The 18974-nt window shown below is 73.8% G+C and carries 17 protein-coding genes, 1 tRNA gene and 1 pseudogene; 11 read left to right on the top strand and 8 right to left on the bottom strand.

Annotated features, from left to right (window positions below; all coding sequences use genetic code 11):
- Positions 1 to 44 precede the first annotated feature (44 nt).
- Positions 45 to 1862: a glutamine--fructose-6-phosphate transaminase (isomerizing) gene (glmS, locus tag ACRRSS_RS04595; protein WP_435969930.1), complete on the top strand. Its 1818-nt coding sequence runs from the start codon at positions 45 to 47 to the stop codon at positions 1860 to 1862.
- 188 nt (positions 1863 to 2050) lie between these two features.
- Here the strand turns inward: glmS and ACRRSS_RS04590 are convergent, their stop codons facing one another.
- Together ACRRSS_RS04590 and ACRRSS_RS04585 are read right to left on the bottom strand one after the other, a co-directional pair.
- Positions 2051 to 2617 (bottom strand): GPR1/FUN34/YaaH family transporter, encoded by a 567-nt coding sequence (locus ACRRSS_RS04590; RefSeq protein WP_435969929.1) that lies wholly within the window; start codon positions 2615 to 2617, stop codon positions 2051 to 2053.
- Between the two features lie 207 nt (positions 2618 to 2824).
- Entirely contained in the window at positions 2825 to 3346 is a 522-nt protein-coding gene (locus tag ACRRSS_RS04585; RefSeq protein ID WP_351898230.1) for a universal stress protein, read from the bottom strand.
- A gap of 346 nt (positions 3347 to 3692) precedes the next feature.
- Between ACRRSS_RS04585 and ACRRSS_RS04580 the strand changes: the two genes are divergently transcribed.
- The 5 genes and pseudogenes from ACRRSS_RS04580 to ACRRSS_RS04560 all read left to right on the top strand — a co-directional run.
- A complete protein-coding gene (locus ACRRSS_RS04580; protein ID WP_435969928.1) occupies positions 3693 to 4073 on the top strand; it encodes a hypothetical protein in 381 nt (126 codons plus the stop codon).
- Between the two features lie 438 nt (positions 4074 to 4511).
- Positions 4512 to 5681, top strand: coding sequence for a helix-turn-helix domain-containing protein (locus ACRRSS_RS04575; protein WP_435969927.1), 1170 nt, complete (start codon positions 4512 to 4514; stop codon positions 5679 to 5681).
- Positions 5682 to 5851: 170 nt separating this feature from the next.
- Positions 5852 to 6454: an oligoribonuclease gene (gene orn, locus ACRRSS_RS04570; protein WP_435969926.1), complete on the top strand. Its 603-nt coding sequence runs from the start codon at positions 5852 to 5854 to the stop codon at positions 6452 to 6454.
- A gap of 118 nt (positions 6455 to 6572) precedes the next feature.
- Positions 6573 to 6645: transfer RNA gene (locus tag ACRRSS_RS04565), tRNA-His, on the top strand.
- A gap of 77 nt (positions 6646 to 6722) precedes the next feature.
- Positions 6723 to 6884: pseudogene (locus ACRRSS_RS04560) on the top strand (aspartate 4-decarboxylase); the annotation flags it as partial.
- A 141-nt stretch (positions 6885 to 7025) separates the two neighbouring features.
- Here ACRRSS_RS04560 and ACRRSS_RS04555 read toward each other — a convergent pair.
- The 3 genes from ACRRSS_RS04555 to ACRRSS_RS04545 form a co-directional block, all read right to left on the bottom strand.
- Positions 7026 to 8540 (bottom strand): glycoside hydrolase family 18 protein, encoded by a 1515-nt coding sequence (locus ACRRSS_RS04555; RefSeq protein WP_435969925.1) that lies wholly within the window; start codon positions 8538 to 8540, stop codon positions 7026 to 7028.
- Positions 8541 to 8821: 281 nt separating this feature from the next.
- Positions 8822 to 10231, bottom strand: a complete 1410-nt coding sequence (locus ACRRSS_RS04550; protein ID WP_435969924.1) for an ATP-binding protein — start codon at positions 10229 to 10231, stop codon at positions 8822 to 8824.
- Positions 10228 to 10938 (bottom strand): response regulator transcription factor, encoded by a 711-nt coding sequence (locus tag ACRRSS_RS04545; protein ID WP_435969923.1) that lies wholly within the window; start codon positions 10936 to 10938, stop codon positions 10228 to 10230. Before ACRRSS_RS04545 ends, ACRRSS_RS04550 begins: the two co-directional genes overlap by 4 nt.
- 78 nt (positions 10939 to 11016) lie before the next feature.
- On the opposite strand from ACRRSS_RS04545, the gene ACRRSS_RS04540 reads away from it, so the two are divergent.
- Positions 11017 to 11598, top strand: coding sequence for a hypothetical protein (locus ACRRSS_RS04540; RefSeq protein ID WP_435969922.1), 582 nt, complete (start codon positions 11017 to 11019; stop codon positions 11596 to 11598).
- A gap of 73 nt (positions 11599 to 11671) precedes the next feature.
- Here the strand turns inward: ACRRSS_RS04540 and ACRRSS_RS04535 are convergent, their stop codons facing one another.
- Both ACRRSS_RS04535 and ACRRSS_RS04530 read right to left on the bottom strand, forming a co-directional pair.
- Positions 11672 to 12538: a spermidine synthase gene (locus tag ACRRSS_RS04535; protein WP_435969921.1), complete on the bottom strand. Its 867-nt coding sequence runs from the start codon at positions 12536 to 12538 to the stop codon at positions 11672 to 11674.
- A 112-nt stretch (positions 12539 to 12650) separates the two neighbouring features.
- On the bottom strand, positions 12651 to 13094 hold the full coding sequence (locus ACRRSS_RS04530; protein WP_435969920.1) for a hypothetical protein: 444 nt from the start codon (positions 13092 to 13094) through the stop codon (positions 12651 to 12653).
- Between the two features lie 228 nt (positions 13095 to 13322).
- Here ACRRSS_RS04530 and ACRRSS_RS04525 point away from each other — a divergent pair, with 228 nt between their 5' ends.
- Positions 13323 to 14609 (top strand): tetratricopeptide repeat protein, encoded by a 1287-nt coding sequence (locus ACRRSS_RS04525; protein WP_435969919.1) that lies wholly within the window; start codon positions 13323 to 13325, stop codon positions 14607 to 14609.
- A gap of 38 nt (positions 14610 to 14647) precedes the next feature.
- Here ACRRSS_RS04525 and ACRRSS_RS04520 read toward each other — a convergent pair whose 3' ends face one another.
- Positions 14648 to 15244, bottom strand: coding sequence for a histidine phosphatase family protein (locus tag ACRRSS_RS04520; protein WP_435969918.1), 597 nt, complete (start codon positions 15242 to 15244; stop codon positions 14648 to 14650).
- A 143-nt stretch (positions 15245 to 15387) separates the two neighbouring features.
- Between ACRRSS_RS04520 and ACRRSS_RS04515 the strand changes: the two genes are divergently transcribed.
- The 3 genes from ACRRSS_RS04515 to ACRRSS_RS04505 are packed head-to-tail and all read left to right on the top strand — an operon-like array spanning position 15388 to position 18974.
- Positions 15388 to 16266, top strand: coding sequence for a phosphatase PAP2 family protein (locus ACRRSS_RS04515; RefSeq protein WP_435969917.1), 879 nt, complete (start codon positions 15388 to 15390; stop codon positions 16264 to 16266).
- A complete protein-coding gene (locus ACRRSS_RS04510; RefSeq protein ID WP_435969916.1) occupies positions 16160 to 17347 on the top strand; it encodes a hypothetical protein in 1188 nt (395 codons plus the stop codon). The genes ACRRSS_RS04515 and ACRRSS_RS04510 overlap by 107 nt, the downstream gene beginning before the upstream one ends.
- A gap of 37 nt (positions 17348 to 17384) precedes the next feature.
- Positions 17385 to 18974 (top strand): hypothetical protein, encoded by a 1590-nt coding sequence (locus tag ACRRSS_RS04505; RefSeq protein WP_435969915.1) that lies wholly within the window; start codon positions 17385 to 17387, stop codon positions 18972 to 18974.

The raw sequence follows: 18974 nt of genomic DNA, 5'->3' as shown, positions 1-18974 counted from the left end.
CGGACGGCCGAGTACATCCACTGACCTGGAGGGGTTTCACCTTTATGTGCGGAATTGTCGGTTACATCGGAAAGCGCGACGTCGCCCCCCTGCTCCTTGAGGGCCTGGCGCGACTCGAGTACCGGGGATACGACTCGGCCGGCATGGTCGTCACCAGCCCGAAGGCCTCCGGCCTGAAGATGGTGAAGGCCAAGGGTCGCGTCCGTGACCTGGAAGCCCGTGTACCCAAGCGCTTCACCGGCACCACCGGCATCGCCCACACCCGCTGGGCCACCCACGGCGCGCCGAGCGACGTCAACTCGCACCCGCACCTGGACCCCGAGAACAAGGTCGCCGTCGTCCACAACGGCATCGTCGACAACGCCCAGGAGCTCCGCGCCAAGCTGGAGGCCGACGGCGTCGTCTTCGCCTCCGAGACCGACACCGAGGTCATCACCCACCTGATCGCCCGCTCGCAGGCCTCCACCCTGGAGGAGAAGGTCCGCGAGGCGCTCAAGGTCATCGAGGGCACCTACGGCATCGCCGTCATGCACGCGGACTTCAACGACCGCATCGTCGTGGCCCGCAACGGCTCGCCGGTCATCCTCGGCATCGGCGAGAAGGAGATGCTCGTCGCCTCCGACGTCGCCGCCCTGATCGCCCACACCCGCCAGGTCGTCACCCTGAACGACGGCGAGATGGCCACCCTCAAGGCCGACGACTTCCGTACGTACACGACCTCGGGCACCACCACCACGGCCACCCCCGAGACCGTCGAGTGGGAGGCCGCCTCCTACGACATGGGCGGCCACGACACGTACATGCACAAGGAGATCTCCGAGCAGCCCGACGCGGTCGACCGCGTGCTGCGCGGCCGGATCGACGACCGCTTCTCCACCGTGCACCTCGGCGGCCTGAACCTGGACGCCCGCGAGGCCCGCACCATCCGCCGGATCAAGATCCTCGGCTGCGGCACCTCGTACCACGCCGGCCTCATCGGGGCCGGGCTCATCGAGTCCATGGCCCGCATCCCCGCCGACGCCGAGCCGGCCTCGGAGTTCCGCTACCGCAACCCGGTCGTGGACCCCGACACCCTCTACATCGCCGTCTCCCAGTCCGGCGAGACCTACGACGTGCTCGCCGCCGTCCAGGAGCTCAAGCGCAAGGGCGCCCGCGTCCTCGGCGTGGTCAACGTGGTCGGCTCCGCCATCGCCCGCGAGGCCGACGGCGGCGTGTACGTGCACGCCGGCCCCGAGGTCTGCGTCGTCTCCACCAAGTGCTTCACCAACACGGTCACCGCCTTCGCGCTGCTCGCCCTGCACCTGGGCCGCATCCGCGACCTGTCCGTCACCGACGGCAAGCGGATCATCGAGGGCCTGCGCAAGCTGCCCGCGCAGATCAGCGAGATCCTGGAGACCGAGGACGAGATCAAGAAGATCGCCGCGGAGTACGCGGGCGCGCAGTCGATGATGTTCATCGGCCGCGTCCGGGGCTACCCCGTCGCCCTGGAGGCCTCCCTCAAGCTGAAGGAGATCTCCTACATCCACGCCGAGGCGTACCCGGCCTCCGAGCTGAAGCACGGCCCGCTCGCCCTCATCGAGCCGGCCCTGCCGACGGTCGCGATCGTCCCCGACGACGACCTGCTGGAGAAGAACCGCGCCGCCCTGGAGGAGATCAAGGCCCGCAGCGGCCGCATCCTCGCGGTCGCGCACCAGCCGCAGGCGAAGGCCGACCACACCATCATCGTGCCGAAGAACGAGGACGAGCTGGACCCGATCCTGATGGGCATCCCGCTCCAGCTCCTCGCCTACCACACGGCGCTCGCCATGGGCCGCGACATCGACAAGCCGCGCAACCTGGCCAAGTCCGTCACGGTCGAGTAGCGGCGGCCTCGGGGCCTGTCCCCCCGAGCCGCACGTCGGGCCTGTCCCCCGACCCGCACCCCCGGGCCTGTCCCCCGGCGGTTCGACCGGACACGGAGCGGTCCCCCTCGCACACCCAGGTGCGAGGGGGACCGCTTCTCCCTTTCCACGGGCTCGTTCGCCTCCGGCAGGGCGCCGCTCTCCTTCGGTCAGCTCGCCGCCGCCGCCGCACCGCGGTTCGCCCTGCCCAGGGCCGTCGGCCAGCCCGCGACGGCCGCCGTGGCGCCGTACCAGGCGACGAGGCCGGCGACCGCGGCCACCCAGCCGCCCGCCTTCCCGAGGCCCCCGTTGTCGGCGAGCGCCCCTATGCCGAGCAGCAGGAGCGCGACGAACAGCAGCCCGTACACGCCCTGTCCGAACAGTCCGCTGCCCGAGGCGGCCAGCGTCAGCGTGAGCGCGAGGAGCGCCCACAGGAGCAGGAAGACGCCCACGGCGTCGGCCGTGGCGCCGCCGCCGACCGCGGTCCCCCAGGTGAACCAGAAGGCGCCGAGCGCCGTGAACGCCGTGCCGTCCCCCTTGTCGCCCGCGCGGAGGGCGAGCAGGCCGACGAGGAAGAGCGTGACCCCGCCGACCCAGGTGGCGAGGCCCGCGGCATCCGCTGCCGCGACGTTGTCGATGACACCCGTACCGCCCAGGCCGAAGGCCAGCAGGGTCAGTCCGAGTGCGAGGTGGCCGAGAGTGGAAGTGGTGTTTCCCGCGGCGACGTCTTTGTCCACGGCGGGCTCCCTTCAGATGCGCAGGTGTCCTGCGTGAGCTGCTGTGATCCGGTGACCTTTATGTACCCTTCACAAGCACACAATTCACCTGTCGAAGGCTGAATTTATGGCCGGATGACGGCAGTTGGGAAAGAGAGCCACCGGGGCGCGCGGGACGGACGCGGTGCGCGCGCTCCGGGATGGCGTTCACGGGCCGGTGGGCGCGCGCTACGGGATGACGATCACGGGCCGCTGGGCGCGGCGCGCGAGGCGGCCGGCCACCGAGCCGAAGATCCGCCCGACGATGCCGTGCGTCGAGCCGACCACGATCGCGTCGGCCGAGTACTCCCGGCCGACCTCCTCCAGCTCGTGGCAGATGTCCCCACCGCGCTCGACGAGGATCCACGGCACCTCGGAGAGGTGCTCGGCGCAGGCCAGCTCCAGACCGAGGACCTCGGTCCGGTGGTCGGGCACGTCGACGAAGACGGGGGGCTCGCAGCCGGCCCACACCGTGGTGGGCAGCCGGTTGGCCACGTGCACGATGATCAGGCCCGAGCCGGAGCGCCTGGCCATCCCGATGGCGTACGCGAGGGCTCGCTCACTGGACATGGAGCCGTCGAAGCCGACGACGACCCCGTGCCGGAAGGCCGGGTCGCAGGCGTGACGTGGCTGTTCTACCGCCAGGGGGTCGACCGTGGAGTCGGCGACGCGCTTGCGGTCCGCGGGTTCGGGGATTTCGTGACCGGCCATCGGTGTCTCGGCGAAGGGAGTCCTCGTGCGAAGGGACGGGGAAAGGAGGGGGACGGAACAACGGGCGGCGAAGCGGTGTCGTGTCCGGGAATCATCTTCCCAAGCCCATACCCCCAAGGGTACGGCGACACTCCTCTCCTGCCCAGAGCCCGCCGGGCCACTCCTGGCGTGCCCGCCGCTCGCGCGCGGCGTTCCAGGGAGCATGCACGAGCGGCTCGGGATCTGGCAATGCCGGTTGTGTCCTACAGGCGTCCGTACGGGGGCCAAACGGACGTCGCCCAGAGTGACCGGAACGTTCCACTCCTCGTTGCCACAGGTCCAGCCCACCGTCGCAGGGAGACCGCACGTGCCCGCACCATCGACCGCAGCCGGCCAGACCCCCACCGCCCCCGCCGTCCCGCTCGCCGGGCCCCGCGGCCGCCGCCGGGCGCCCGTCCTCTCCTCCCCCGCCCCCGCGGCCCCCGAGCCCGGCACCGGGCCGGGAGCGGCGAGGCCGGCCCCGGGATCGGCACCGGGGGCGGGTACGGCGGACCAGGCCGACGACGTCGTCCGCTGGGCGGTCTTCTGCTGCGCGCTGGTCCCGGTGGTCCTCGTCGTCTACGGCACCTCGCTCGGCGGGGCGGCCGGGACCGCGCTCGGGCTCGTCTCGGTGACGGCGGCCTGCCGGGTGCTGCTGCGCCGCTCGGAACGCGGCCTGCGCGGCGAGAGTCTCCGCGGGAGGCGGTAGCGCCGGGACGAAACCGGGCCGAAACGGTGCCCCGGCGAGGCCCGCCCCCCTTGGAGTTGACAGGTTCGTACACCCGAACCCATATGTTTTCGGCCAACTTCCATCCGTCGGCGAGTCCTTGGCGGAACGGTTGGCCAACCCTGGCGCCGACACCCGAATATGCCCCGCCCCAAGGGCTCACACCCCCCGCGTACGGGGGCGTTCGTCGCGGCACCCCTTCCCCCGGCGGCCACCGGACGGAAGACTTCCCGATCGATCGCTTCGCGCCAAGTGGCCTTGTCGACAATCCACCGGACGGAGAACTTGTCACGCCGGCGGCACAGGACGCAGTAGATTCGATCATGGGTACCGAAGACTGGGGTCTCGTGCAAAACCGAGGGGAAACGTGCAGGAGCGACACGACCAGGGAGACGCGAACACCGAGGGGGGCTTAGCGTCATGAGCCAGGACTCCGCCGCACCGGAGGCCGCACGGAAACTGACCGGGCGCCGCCGTCGCGAAGTCGTCGCGGTGCTGCTGTTCAGTGGCGGCCCCATCTTCGAGAGCTCCATCCCGCTCTCCGTTTTCGGCATCGACCGGCAGGACGCCGGGGTGCCCCGCTACCGCCTTCTCGTCTGCGCCGGCGAGGACGGCCCGCTGCGGACCACCGGCGGGCTCGAACTGACCGCGCCCTACGGCCTGGAGGCCATCAGCCGCGCGGGCACCGTCGTCGTCCCGGCCTGGCGGTCGATCACCTCGCCGCCACCGCCGGAGGCGCTCGAAGCGCTGCGCCGCGCCCACGAGGAGGGCGCGAGGATCGTCGGTCTGTGCACCGGTGCCTTCGTCCTCGCCGCGGCCGGCCTGCTCGACGGCCGGCCGGCGACCACGCACTGGATGTACGCGCCGACGCTCGCCAAGCGCTACCCGTCGGTCCATGTGGACCCGCGGGAGCTCTTCGTCGACGACGGGGACGTGCTGACCTCCGCGGGCACCGCGGCCGGAATCGATCTGTGCCTGCACATCGTGCGGACCGACCACGGCACGGAGGCCGCGGGCGCCCTGGCGCGCCGGCTGGTCGTACCGCCGCGGCGCAGTGGCGGTCAGGAGCGCTACCTCGACAGGTCTTTACCCGAGGAGATCGGCGCCGACCCGCTGGCCGAGGTCGTCGCCTGGGCGCTGGAGCACCTCCACGAGCAGTTCGACGTGGAGACCCTGGCCGCTCGCGCGTACATGTCACGGCGGACCTTCGACCGCCGGTTCCGCTCGCTGACCGGTTCGGCACCGCTGCAGTGGCTGATCACCCAGCGGGTGCTCCAGGCACAGCGGCTGCTGGAGACCTCCGACTACTCGGTCGACGAGGTCGCGGGCCGGTGCGGCTTCCGCTCGCCGGTGGCGCTGCGCGGCCACTTCCGGCGCCAGCTCGGCTCCTCGCCGGCCGCCTACCGGGCGGCGTACCGCGCGCGGCGGCCGCAGGGTGAGACCGGCACGGCGGTGCTCGACGCGGTCGTGCCCGCCCAGGTCTCGGCCGGCATCCGGCGCCCGGCGTCCCCGCTGGACCCGGGGAGGCCGCAGTCCGACGCCTACGCTCCGGGGCGCGCCTCGCTCCCGGGCCAGCGCAGCGCGCCGTAGCACCGACCCGCGCGGCCACGAGCGGCGCACGCGGGACCGAAGGGCGCCCGGGGAGACCTCCCCCGGGCGCCCTTCGACGTCCGCCGGACCGCTCGCCCGCGGTGCCGGGCGCCGCGGCCCGCCGGATCGGCACGACACCCCCTGGGTGAAGAGCCCCTAAGGTAGGACGCATGAACGATCGCATGGTGTGGATCGACTGCGAGATGACCGGGCTCTCGCTGACGGACGACGCACTCATCGAGGTGGCCGCACTGGTCACCGACTCGGAACTGAACGTGCTCGGCGACGGGGTGGACATCGTGATCCGCCCGCCGGACTCGTCCCTGGAGACCATGCCGGAGATCGTGCGCCAGATGCACACGTCCTCGGGACTCCTGGACGCGCTCGCCGACGGCACCACGCTCGCCGACGCGGAGGCCCAGGTCCTCGCGTACATCCGCGAGCACGTCAAGGAGCCCGGCAAGGCGCCCCTGTGCGGGAACTCGGTCTCCACGGACCGCGGCTTCCTCGCCCGGGACATGCCCGCCCTGGAGGGCCACCTGCACTACCGGATCGTCGATGTCTCCTCGGTCAAGGAGCTGGCCCGCCGCTGGTACCCGAGGGCGTACTTCAACAGTCCGGAGAAGAACGGCAACCACCGGGCGCTCGCCGACATCCGCGAGTCCATCGCCGAGCTGCGCTACTACCGTGAGGCGATCTTCGTCCCGCGGCCCGGTCCGGACTCGGAGACCGCGAAGCAGATCGCGGCCCGCCACGTCGTCCCGGCCGAATGACCCCCGTCGGGTAGGTCCCGCTCGCGCCCCGGATCAATGCGGGCGCGAGCACCCTCCCGGACCCTGTAGACTTCTTCTCGGCCGGTCAGGGAAACCTTCGGGGAAACCGCCGGGCATGGTGGGTATAGCTCAGCTGGCAGAGCACCTGGTTGTGGTCCAGGATGTCGCGGGTTCAAGTCCCGTTACTCACCCTGATGATCGAGGCCCCGGTTCGAAAGAACCGGGGCCTCGGTCGTTCTCGCGTTCCCGCTCGCGCCTCCGGCCGCCGGCCGGGTACTTCATCGAGCTGGACCTGATCGCGGAGGCCGAGCGGGTGCACGGGCAGGACTTCGCGGACTTCCTGGAGAAGAACCACGAGCCCGTCGACCCGCTGTTCCGGCTGGCCGAGCAGACCAGCGTCGTCCTCCTCAACGGCGGGGGCTTCGACGGGCGGAAGGCCTCGCGGGGCTGACCGGTACGGGTCGTCGCGGGGAAAGGGGGCGCGCCCCGGCCGAGGGGGGGTGGGGTGTCGTCGGCCGGGGCGCGCGTGTGGGGGGCGCGATGGCTTGCGGGGGCTACGGGGAGGGCGGGCCTACTTGTAGGCGGCGAAGGCCTTCGTGAAGGCCAGCGGCTGCTGGAGGATCGAGGAGCAGGTGGCGTCGGCGCGGTTCACGGCGCCGTCCGGGCACTGCTTGTCACGGGTCGAGGACCACATCGAGAGCCAGCCGATCCCCTTCGACCGCGCGAAGTCGACGAGCTGGGTCGCGTCGTCGACCTTGAAGATCTCGGTGGTGACGTCGTTGACGCCGATCATCGGTGTGACGGCGACGGCCTTCCAGGCCGCCGCGTCGGAGAGTCCGAGGACGCCCTTGATCTGCGCCTGGGTCGCGGTCGCCGCCTGGATCGCGTACGTCCCCATGTCGGAGCTGTACGCCGGCCCGTAGTCCATCGCCATGATGTTGACGGCGTCGACGCGGACCCCGTTCCTCTTGGCGTCGGCGAGCAGGTCCACGCCGGGCTGGGTCAGGCCCTCGGGCATGACGGGCAGAGTGAAGGAGACGTTCAGGCCGGGGTGGGACTTCTGGAGCTGGGCGATCGCCTGCGAGCGGCGGGTGTTGGCGGCGGTGTCCGGGAGGGCCGCGCCCTCGACGTCGAAGTCGACCTTGGTGAGCTTGTACTGGTCGACGACCTTGCCGTACGCGGCGGCGAGCGCCGAGGAGGACGAGCAGTTCAGGGCCAGCTCGTGGCCGGCGGCGCCGCCGAAGGAGACCCGGACGTCACCGCCCTTGGCGCGCAGGGCGCCGATCTGGGCGGCGACCTTGTCGTTGGCGAGGTCGGTGACGCCGCCCCACAGCGGGGCGCACGCGCCGCCGGAGGTGATGAAGGCGAGGTTGAACTCCTTCACGCCGGTGGCGTCGGCGGTGGCCAGCAGGTCGTACGCCGGGTAGAGCGAGGTGTCCACGTACGGCGCGTACCGGGCGGCCGTGACCGGGCCGCCGGTCGCGGTCGCGGTGGGTGTCGGTGTGGGGGTGGGCGGCGCCGTGGTCGCGGTGGCGGTCGGCCTGGGGCTCGTAGTGGCCGTGGCGGTCGGCTTCGGGGTCGCGGTGGCCGAGGGGGAGGCGGTGGCGGTGGGCGGGTCGGTGGGACGGCCGCTGGGGGTGGGGGCGGTGCCTCCGGCGGAGCAGGCCGCCTTGTTGATCAGGCAGCCGGACGGGTCGCCGGCCTCTCCCGCCGCCGAGGTGACGAAGCCGACGGTGACCGAGCCGCCGGGCGCCAGCTGCCTGTTCCAGCTCGCGGGCTTCACGGTGACGTGGCGCCCCGAGACGGTGTGCTCGCCGTTCCAGAGGGAGCCGATGGTCGTCCCGGCCGGGAGGTCGAACTCCAGGGTCCAGTCGGACTGGGCCGCGGAGGTCTCGTTGGTGACGACGTACTGGCCGGTGTAGCCACCGGTCCAGGAGCTGGTCCTGGTGTACGCGGCGCCGACCGCGGCGGCCTGGGCCGTACCGGTGAGGGCGAACGCGGCGCCGCCGACGACGGCGGCGGCGACGACCGCCCCGACGACCTTGGTCCTGGTGCTCGCTCTGCGCCGGTGCGAACTGGTGCCCATGGCGTGCCTGCCTCTACGTGCCGGAAGTGGGGGTGCGGCAGCACGCTAGCGACCGGGGAACGGACATAACGGCGTCCGTGGACACGGGCGGGGATCCTTAGGCTCCACTTAAGGAAGACATCGGAACCACGAAAGGTTGGGGGCCGGTCGCGCCGGTCGGGCGCGGGGCGGGCGCCGGTCGGGTGGCGGTTGGTGCGGGGCGGGCGCCGGTCGGTGCGGGGCACCCCATCGGCGTACCCCGCCGACGCGCCTGCCCGGCGTGCCCGCCGGGCGGCGCGGCGTCAGCCGTCGGTGGCCCGGCGGGTGCCCGTGCCCCCGCGCCGGCGGCGGGTCGGGCGGTGGCCCCGGCGGCCGGCCGTACTCCCGGTGCGGCGCCCGTCGAGCCCGATCCAGATCCGGACCTCGGTGCCGCCGAGCACCGAGTGCCCGATGCGGACGTCGCCGCCGGTGACCTCCGCCATCCGCCGCACGATGTCCAGGCCGAGGCCGGTGGAGCCGTCCCTGGCACCGCTGTTGCCCCTGGCGAGGGCGGCGGCGGGATCGGCGATGCCGGGGCCCGCGTCGGAGACCAGGACGATCACGGCGTCGTCGCCGTTGTGGACGTCGATCGAGAAGGCCGTGCCCTCGGGGGTGTGCCGGAAGACGTTGCCGAGCAACGCGTCCAGGGCGGCGACGAGTTCGGGCCGGGCGACGGGGATCCGGACCGGGCGCTCGACGCCCGCGACGCGGACCCGGCGGCCCTCGTCCTCGGCGAGCGCCGACCAGAACTCCATCCGCTCGCGCACCACTTCGGCGGCGTCGCAGCCCGCGCCGGGTCCGGTCGCCTGCGTCTGCGGCTTCGCGTCGCGGGCCGTGCGGATGATGATGTCGACCTCGCGCTCCAGCTGCTCGACGGCCGCCCGGGTCTGCTCGGCGACCGGACCGGAACCGAGTGAGGCCGCGTTGAGCCGGAGCACGGTGAGCGGGGTGCGCAGCCGGTGGGAGAGGTCGGCGGCCAGTTCGCGTTCGTTGGCGAGGAGTTGGACGACCTGGTCGGCCATCGAGTTGAACGCCACGGCGGCCGACTTGAGTTCGGGCGGCCCCTCCTCTGGGACCCGAGCGCCGAGCCGGCCCTCGCCGAGGTCGTGGGCGGCGCCCGCGAGCCGCTGGGCGGGCTGGACCATCCGGACGCCGAGCCGGTCGGCGACGGCGACGGAGCCGACGATCAGGGCGAATCCGACCCCGGCGAGGACCAGCCAGGCCGTGGCGACGCCGTTGGACACCTCGCCCTCGGGGACGAAGAGTTCGACGACGGCGACCTCGCCGCTGCTGAGGGCGGTGGGCTGGAGCAGCGCGAAGCCGCCCGGCACTTCGGCGATGGAGGCCCGGCCGAGCCTGCGGGTGGCCGCGAGCCCCTCCTCGCCGGCCCGCCGGGTGCCGATCTCCAGGGGCGCGGAGCCGGGTTCCTCGGCGGGCACGTGGACGGCGAGCCGCCCGGCGGCCCCGTCCTCCGTGGTGGCGACGGCCTTGTCCAGCTCGTCGCGGTCGGTGGTGATGGCGAGGACGGGGGCGAGGCCGGCGGCCCGCCGTTCGGCGTTGGAGAACGCCCGGTCGCGGGCCATCTCCTTGACGACGAGTCCGAGGGGTACGGCGAAGGCGACGACGACCATGACGGTGACGGCGAGCGCCACCTTGACGAGCGCCCATCTCACGGCTGCGGCTCCCGGGGCGGTTCCAGCTTCACGCCGACCCCGCGCAGGGTGTGCAGATAGCGGGGCCTGGCGGCCGTTTCACCCAATTTACGTCGCAGCCATGACAGATGTACGTCGATGGTCTGGTCGTCCCCGTACGACTGCTGCCACACCTCGGCGAGCAGCTCCTTGCGGGGGACGACGACACCGGGCCGGCCGGCGAGGAAGGCGAGCAGGTCGAACTCGCGCCGGGTCAGGTCCAGCGGGGCGCCGTCCAGCTCCGCCTGACGGCGCAGCGGGTCGACGGTCAGCCCGCCGACCCGGATCACCCGGGACGGCGGCACCTCGCCCGCCGAGCTCCGCGCCCGGCGCAGGACGGCCGCCATCCGGGCCGAGAGGTGGTCGACCGAGAACGGCTTCACGAGGTAGTCGTCGGCTCCGGCGTGGAGGAGCCGTACGATCTCCGCCTCGTCGTCCCGGGCCGTCGCGATGATCACCGGTACGTCGGTGATGCCGCGCAGCATCTTGAGCGCCTCTGACCCGTCCAGGTCGGGCAGTCCGAGGTCCAGGATGACCACGTCGAAACGGAAATGGGCGACCTCGCGCAACGCCTCCAGAGCCGTGCCGACACTCCGTACGGTGTGGGATTCCGTAGTGAGTTCGGTCAGATGGCGGATGAGGGCGGAGCGCACGAACTGGTCGTCCTCGACCACGAGCACACTTGCCATGGGCCGCACCGTACGCCATTCGGGGGAATGCGAAGGATCGACCACCCTCCGGCGGGGGTCCACTCGGGGTGGTGCAGTATGGCCCGGATGCGAAGAGGACTCGTTCACGCCCTGGCCTGGTCGCTCGCCACCGGCGCGGCGGTCACCCTGTCCTGGTGGGGAGTGCACACGGTGCTGTCCGGAACCGTGTACGACCCTCCGCGCGCGCTGCCCCTGCCCGTCGGCAGCGCCGGCGAACCGGTCGCGGCCGGCAGCGATCCGCTGACCTCCTCGACCCGGAGTCCCGGGACCACCGCGCCCTCCGCGACCCCCACCACGAAGCCCACGCCGAGCGGCGGCCGTTCGGCCCCGGCCACCCCCTCGGCGCCGCCGTCACGGTCGGCGAAGCCCCCGACCGAGGCTCCGCCGGCCACCGCCCCTGCCGACTCCGGCTCGAACGTGAAGACCTGGACGGTGGACGGCGGCCGCGTCACCTTCGACCTCGGCGAGACCTCGGCCGAACTGGTCTCGGCCACCCCGGCCTCCGGCTGGCAGATGCAGGTGTGGAAGCAGCCGACGTGGATCCGGGTCACGTTCACGGCGGACGGCCGCGAGCTGTCCGTCTTCTGCGTCTGGCACGACACCGCGCCCCGGGTGGAGATCGAGGACCGCGCCGTCTGAGGGGCCGCGCCGTCTGAGGGGCCGCGCCGGCCGAGAGGACCGCGCCGTCCGGAAGGGCCGCGCCGCGCCCCGCTCAGCGGAAGGCGGAGGCGGGCGGTACGGGTGAGGGCTTGGCGCTCGCGTCGGTGACCGGCGCCGCTCCCCCGGCGAAGTCGGCGAGCGCACGGCCGTGTTCGACCCGGCCCGGGTGCGGATCGGTGGCGACCCGGCGGGTCAGCTCGGCCACCGGCAGCTCGCGGTCCGAGGCGAGCAGGACCGCGTTGCCGAAGCGGCGCCCGCGCAGCACCGTCGGGTCGGCGGTCAGCGCCAGCTCGGGGAAGACGGTGGCGGCCGTGGCGATCTGGCCGCGCAGATGGGTCAGGGGCGGACCGTCGGCGAGGTTGGCCGCGTAGAGGCCGCCGGGCCGCAGCGCCCGCCGCACCTCGGCGAGGAACTCGGTGCTGGTCAGATGGGCCGGGGTGCGGGCGCCGCTGAACACGTCGGCGATGACGAGGTCGGCCCAGCCGTCCTGGACCTTGGCGAGCCCGGCGCGGGCGTCGGTGGAGCGGACCCGGATCCGGGCGCCGGGGTCGAGCGGCAGCTCCCGGCGGACGAGCTGGACGAGGAGTCCGTCGAGTTCGACGATCTGCTGGGTGGAGCGGGGCCGGGTCGCGGCGACGTACCGGGCGAGGGTGAAGGCGCCGCCGCCGAGGTGGACGACCTGGAGGGGGCGGTTCGGCGGGGCGGTGAGGTCGGCGATGTGGCCGAGGCGCCGCTGGTACTCGAAGGAGAGGTGGGCCGGGTCGTCGAGGTCCACGTGGGACTGCGGGGCTCCGTCGATGAGGAGCGTCCAGGCGCGCGGGCGCTCCCGGTCGGGTATGAGTTCGGCGAGCCCGCCGTCGACGGTCTCGACGACGGAGACGGCCGCCGCCGCCCGGTCACGCTGCTTGTTCCTGGCCACGGACCCATTATCGGCGCAGCCGGGAGGGGCCCGCCCGGCGGCCGGGGCAGGGCCGGACCGGCGGCCGGGGCAGGGCCGGACCGGAGGGCGCGACGGCGGCCGGAACGGTGCCTCAGTGGCAGCCGTCGGCCGCCTCGATGAGGCGGGCGGCCTCGCCGAGCGCCTCGCGCAGGACAACGGGGTCGGTGACCGGGTCGGTGTCCCCCGGGGGCAGCAGCCAGCCGGCGGGGCGGGGCGCGTCCCCGGCGGGCTCGGGCAGCTCCGGCAGCTCGGGGAGGCGCAGGCCACGTCCCGAGGTCCGCGTACACGCGCTGCCGGGCAAGTCCCAGGCGGCGGCCGTGCCCGGCGGGACGAGGAAGCCCAGGGTGTCGCAGGTGCCGTCGTGGACGACGGGGCCGACGGCGGGGACGGCACCGCGCCGCAGGATGTCCACGGCCTCCAGGCCCTGCCGGACCGGCACGGTCACCAGGTCCCAGGGCTCGGCGGCGGGCTGGGGCCCGTCGGCCTCCGGGGCGGACGCGTGCCACGTGGCCGACTGCGAACCGATCTCCGACATGGGGACCCCTCCTCGCTCCTGAGGAGACACGTTCCGTCTCTCCCTTACGGTTCAACGCCCGGACGCGTCAACGGCTACGGCGGTTTCCCGCCGCAAAGGATGGCAGTTCATGGCAGATCCCAGGCGAGATATCCGATTTGTAGCAAAACTCTGCGTAGGCATCCGGTCACAGCAGGTACGTTCCTGTGCTGCCGGACCACCACCGGCAGCACAGGAGAGGGCTCGGCCATGGCGATGTCACGGGCAGTTCCCAATCTCGCCTTCCGCCGGCTCCGCGGACAGCACTCGCCGGCGGAGTTCGCCGCGGCGGTCCGCCGGGCGGCGCGGGAGATCGGCGAACAGGTCGCGTGCGACGCCCGCTACATCGGGCGCGTGGAAGCGGGTGAGATCCGCTGCCCCAACTACGCGTACGAGCGGGTCTTCCTCCATATGTTCCCCGGTCTGGGCCTCTCCGACCTGGGCTTCTCCGCGCGGGAGTCGGTGCGCGGCCGGCGGCGGGCCGTCCCGGCCGGGACTCCTTCCCCCGCCGCCACCACGACCCGGAACGATGAGGAGAGCGACGTGCTGCGTCGCGCATTCATGACGAGCGGCTCCGCCACCCTGGCGGCCGCCTCGCTGGGACTCGGCGGCACCGCCGTCGCGATCCCGGCCCCCCGCGGCACCCACCGGATCGGCGAGGCCGAGGTCCGGGCCGTCGAGGACGCCGTACGGCAGATCCGTCTGCTCGACGACCGGCACGGCGCCGACGGGCTCTACAGGGTCGCCGCCCAGCCGCTGCGGGCCGCGTACGCGCTGCTCGACACGGGGACCATGACCCGCCGCTCCACCGAGGACCGGCTGCACGCGGGCGCGGGCGAGCTCTCCCTCTCCGTCGGCTGGCTGGCCCACGACTCGGGCCGGCACGAGGACGCGCGCTCGCACTACGCGGAGGCCCTGGCCACCGCGCGCGTGTCCGGGAACGCGGCCCTGGAGGCGCACGCCTTCTGCAACACGTCCTTCCTGGCCCGGGACACCGGCCGGTACCGCGAGGCGGTGCGGGCGGCGCAGGCGGGCCTGCGGGCCGCGCAGCCGCTGGACTCGGCCCGGCTGCTCTCCCTGCTGGCCCTGCGGGAGGCCGGGGCGTGGGCGGGGCTCGGCGACCGTTCGGCCTGCGAGCAGGCGCTCGGCCGCGCCCACGGCTTCTTCGACCGGGGTCCGTCCGACGGCGACCCCGAGTGGATGTCGTTCTTCGGTGAGCCGGAGCGGGAGGCCCTGGAGGCCCAGTGCTGGTCGGCCCTGGGCGACTGGGGCCGGGCCGCCCGGCACGCCCACCGGGCCACGGTCCTGCAGAACCCCCACTTCGCCCGGAACCTGGCGCTCTACCGCGCCCATCTCGCGAAGGACCTCGCGCACGCCGGGCGGCCGGACGAGGCGGCGGCGGAGGCGAGGCGGGTGGTGGACTCCCTGGAGGGCATCGCCTCGGCGCGCGTCCGCGAGATGCTGGCGGAGACCCGCCGGATGCTGGCCGCGTACTGACCGCACGCCCCGCGCCCGGTACTGCTCCAGGTGTCCGGTTACTGCTCCAGGTGCCCGGTGTCGTTCCAGCGCTCGACCGCCGGGGCGCCGTACGCCCAGCCGAGGACCGACAGGCTCGTCGGGTCGAGGCGGACGCGGGAGGCGAAGGAGACGTCCTCGCCGAGCCAGCGTGCGCCGATCGACCGCAGGATGTGGCCGTGCGCGAAGACCAGCACGTCACGGTCGCCCGAGCGGACCCGGTTCACGACCTCGTCGGCACGGGCCGACAGCTCGGCGAGGGACTCGCCCTCCGGGACCGCGTCACGCCAGATGAGCCAGCCCGGGCGGATGTCCTGGATCTGGGCCGGGGTCAGCCCCTCGTACGCCCCGTAGTCCCACTCCATCAACGCGTCCCACGGCTCGGCCCGGTCGCCGAAGCCGGCGAGCTCGCACGTCTCGCTCGCGCGGACCAGCGGGCTGGTGCGCACCTCCACCCCGGGCAGGCCCTGCCAGGGGCCGCGACGCAGGCGCTCGCCGAGCAGCTTCGCGCCGCGCCGCCCCTCGTCGAGCAGGGGTATGTCGGTCCTGCCGGTGTGCCGGCCGAGAAGTGACCACTCGGTCTGGCCGTGCCGGGCGAGCAGGATGCGCGGTGCCATGGGAAGGATCTCCAGGGGTTCACGGTGCGGACGTGCCTCTCCCATCATCGCCCACGTGGATTCGGGGTGACGTCAGGGCAACCTGGCGGCGGCGCCCCGCGTCACCTCCCCGGGGGCACGACCGTCTGGGGGGACTTTTCCGCATGAGCAAGCCGCGTTGGTGGGCCGAGCTGTCGCTGATCGCGGTCGTGTACGCGGCCTACTCGGGCGGACGGCTGCTCGTGCGGGGCGACGAGGCCTCGGCCGTCGCCCACGGGCTCGGGATCCTGCGCGTCGAGCGGGCGCTGGGGATCGACGCCGAGAGCCCGCTGAACCGGCTCTTCACGGACGTGCCCGCCCTGGGCGTCCCGGCGGACTTCGCGTACGCCTCGCTGCACTACCTCGTCACGCCGGCCCTCCTGATCTGGCTCTTCCGCCGCCGCCCGGCGGAGTACCGGGCCGCCCGCACCTGGCTGACGGTCTCCACGCTGCTCGGTCTCGTCGGCTTCACCCTGCTGCCCACCTGCCCGCCCCGGCTGCTCGACCCGGCGTACGGGTTCACCGACACGATGGCCCACTTCAGCGCGTACGGCTGGTGGGGCGGCGAGGCCAGCGCGCCGCGCGGGCTCGGCGGCATGACCAACCAGTACGCGGCGATGCCCAGCCTGCACGTCGGCTGGGCGCTGTGGTGCGGGGTGATGCTGTGGCGGTACGGGCGGACGCCGGCGGCGAAGGCCCTCGGGGTGGCGTATCCGCTGCTCACCACGGTCGTCGTGATGGGGACCGCCAACCACTATCTGCTCGACGCGGTCGCCGGCGCGGCCGTGATGGGGGCCGGTCTGCTGCTGACCCCGCACGCCCTGCGGTTCGTCGGCCGGCTGCGCGGGAGGGCGGAAGCGCCCCCGGTTGTCAGTGGCGGATGCGAGACTTCCACGGGTGAGCGCATCCCTGGACAGCGGTCTGTCACGACCTCCGCAGACGACACGTCGACTTGGGGTCTCCCCTGCCCGAGCGGAGCCGAGGACTCGGGGAAAGCTCGCTGAGCTCCGCGGACCGGGCACTCCACCGCGTCCGCTGGACGCGCGGGCGCTGGCGGCGCTGGCCGCCAACCCCGGCTGCAGTCGGCGGGCCCTGCTCGACGGCGCCGGTGTCGACAAGTCCGCCCTCGCCGCGAAGCTCGGCTCGCCGGCCCCCTTCGGGCAGTCGCAGTTCGCGATCGTGCGGGGCAACTCCTTCGAGGCGAAGGTCAAGGCGGACGGCGGCCGGGAGCTGCTGCGTCTGATCGGCGTCGAGGAGCCGGGCACGGTGTCCGTGCCGGATCTGGCGGCGGCCGGACCCGAGGGGCGGGTGGCGCGCACGGCGCTCGCGCTGCGGGAGGCGACCGGCGCCGGCGGCTGGGCGCTGCTCGACCATCCGCTGCTCGCCCTGGAGGTGGCGGGCTCGCCCGTGTATCTGGAGCCGGACGCGGTGGTCGTCCGTCCCGACGGCGGGTGGACGGTCGTGGAGATCAAGTCCTTCCCGATGGTCGACGGCGCGGCCGACGCGTCGAAGGTGGGCGCGGCGGCCCGCCAGGCCGCCGTGTACGTGCTGGCCCTGGAGCGGGTGGCCGCCCGCACGGAGGGCGCGCGGGTCGCCCGGTCGGTGCTCCTCGTCTGCCCGAAGGACTTCTCGAACGTGCCGACGGCCTCGGTCGTGGACGTGCGCAAGCAGCTTTCGGTCACCCGCCGCCAGCTCGACCGGCTGACCCGCATCGACGAGATCGCGGACGCCCTGCCGGAGGGCACGAGCTTCGACGTGGAGCGGTCGGCGCAGGAGCTGACGGCGGCCGTCGAATCGGTGCCCCACCAGTACGCGCCGGAGTGCCTCGCCGCCTGCGAGCTGGCCTTCCACTGCCGGTCGCGGGCGCGGGAGGCGGGCGCGGTGGAGACCCTGGGCCGTTCCGTACGGGGTGAGCTGGGCGGCCTGACGACCGTCGGCGCGGTGCTCGCGGCCTCGCGCGGCGAGGAGGGCGACCCGGCGGACCCGGCGGTGGCCGCGCTGCGCCGGGCGCGGGCGCTGCGCGAGGAGGCGCTGGAGTCGGCGGCCGCCCGCACCCCCCGGGAGCACGTCGAATGCCCCTGCTGACCCCCCTTGCCCGCGCCGTGCCCCGGGAGGCCCCCGCATGTCGCTGATCTCCACCCTCGCCCGGCTGGAGGCCGTCGAGTCGGGCCGGGCGCAGCCGCTCGCCACCGTCCGGCACCGGCGGCTCTCCGCGCGGCCCCTCGTCCTCGTCCCGCTGACGACGGCCGGTGAGGCGGGGGCGCCGCTGGGCGCCCTGGTCGGCACCGACCCGGAGGAGCCCCGGCTCCTGGTGGTGGCCCAGCCCCGGGACCGGGACCTGCGGTTCGCGTTCCTCGCCGACCTGGCCGAGGAGGTCCTGCCGTACGTCGACTCCTTCACGGACGTCGTCGAGGCGGTGGAGAGGAGCGAGACCGACCCCGAGACCGGCAAGAAGGTGAGGGTCGAGGTCGAGCTGTGCGCGGACGCGCCGCAGCTGATCGTGCCGAGCCGGGCGGGCGTCGAGTACGTACGGCTGCTCGGGCGGTCCACCCGGTTCCGGCGGACGGCCGAGCAGGATCCGGAGACGCCGTTCCCCGCGCCGCCGCGCGTGCCGCTGCTCGGGCGCTGGCTGACCCACTTCGGCGACCGGGCGCGGGTGCCCGGCTCCTCGCTGCTGCTCTCCGCGACCGATCTCCTCAACCGGCACTGGGCGACCGGGCAGTCCTCCCTGGAGGACCAGCACCTGGGCGCGCTGCTCGCCTGGATCGACCCGTCCGACGGGGAGACCGGCGCCGAGGCGGCGCTGCGGGCGGAGACGGGCCGGGACTCCCAGGGGCAGCTGCTGTGCCCGCCCGCCGGGCCCGCCACCGACCCCGCCTTCGACAACCGGCTCCTCGCCCCCGCGATCGAGCGGTACGACCGGGCCCGGCAGGCGCTCGGCGCGGCCGAGGACGGCGAGGCCGCCGACACGGGTCTCGGCGAACTGCACCGGGCCGAGCGGGAGCTGCGCCGGCTGGTGGTCTCCCAGCTGAGGCCGACCTGGGACGCGGTCTGGCGCTCGATCGGCCTGCTGCGGGAGCTGCCGGAGGGGGCCAGGGTCGAGGACCGCTGGACCCGCGACCGCTGGTCGTTCACCGCCCACCGGGACCGGGTCGCGGCCGGTGAGCCGCCGCAGCCGCGCCGGGACGACGCGGTGACGGCGGCCCGGAAGCTCGCGGCCCGTGAGCAGGCGCAGGGCCAGCTGGAGGCGCAGGAGGCCCTGGACGATCCGCTGGTGCTCGCCGGCCGGCGGCTGGCGGGCGAGGCGTTCGCGGCCGAGGTGGTCGAGGTGACGATGGCGTGGACGGAGTCGAAGCGGCCCTCGCCGCGTCCGCTCCTGACGGTCCGCACGGAGGACCGGCCGCATCTGGGCGAGCGGGTGAAGGTGTTCCGCTCGCTCGACGGGAAGCCGCAGTCGGCGGAGTTCGTGCGGTACGAGGAGGACGGGGCGCTGCTGCTGCGGCTCCTCGACCGGATGGGCCGTTCGAAGGAGCCCGCGGAGGGTTCGGTGCCGGAGAAGGGCGAGCGGATCTCCTGGACGCTGTTCGAGCACGACCAGCGGGTCGGGCCGCAGCTGCCGGATCCGGAGGAGACGCCCTGGACGCACGGCGGCCCCCCGCGTACGGACGCGGTGGAGCTGCCCGACGCCGTGACCTCGGAGGACGTGCTGTGA

It is taken from the genome of Streptomyces sp. Qhu_M48 (genome assembly GCF_051305195.1).
Lineage (GTDB): Bacteria > Actinomycetota > Actinomycetes > Streptomycetales > Streptomycetaceae > Streptomyces.
The sequence above is the reverse complement of the archived record's forward strand: the minus strand, read 5'-3'. Positions and strand labels throughout refer to the sequence as shown.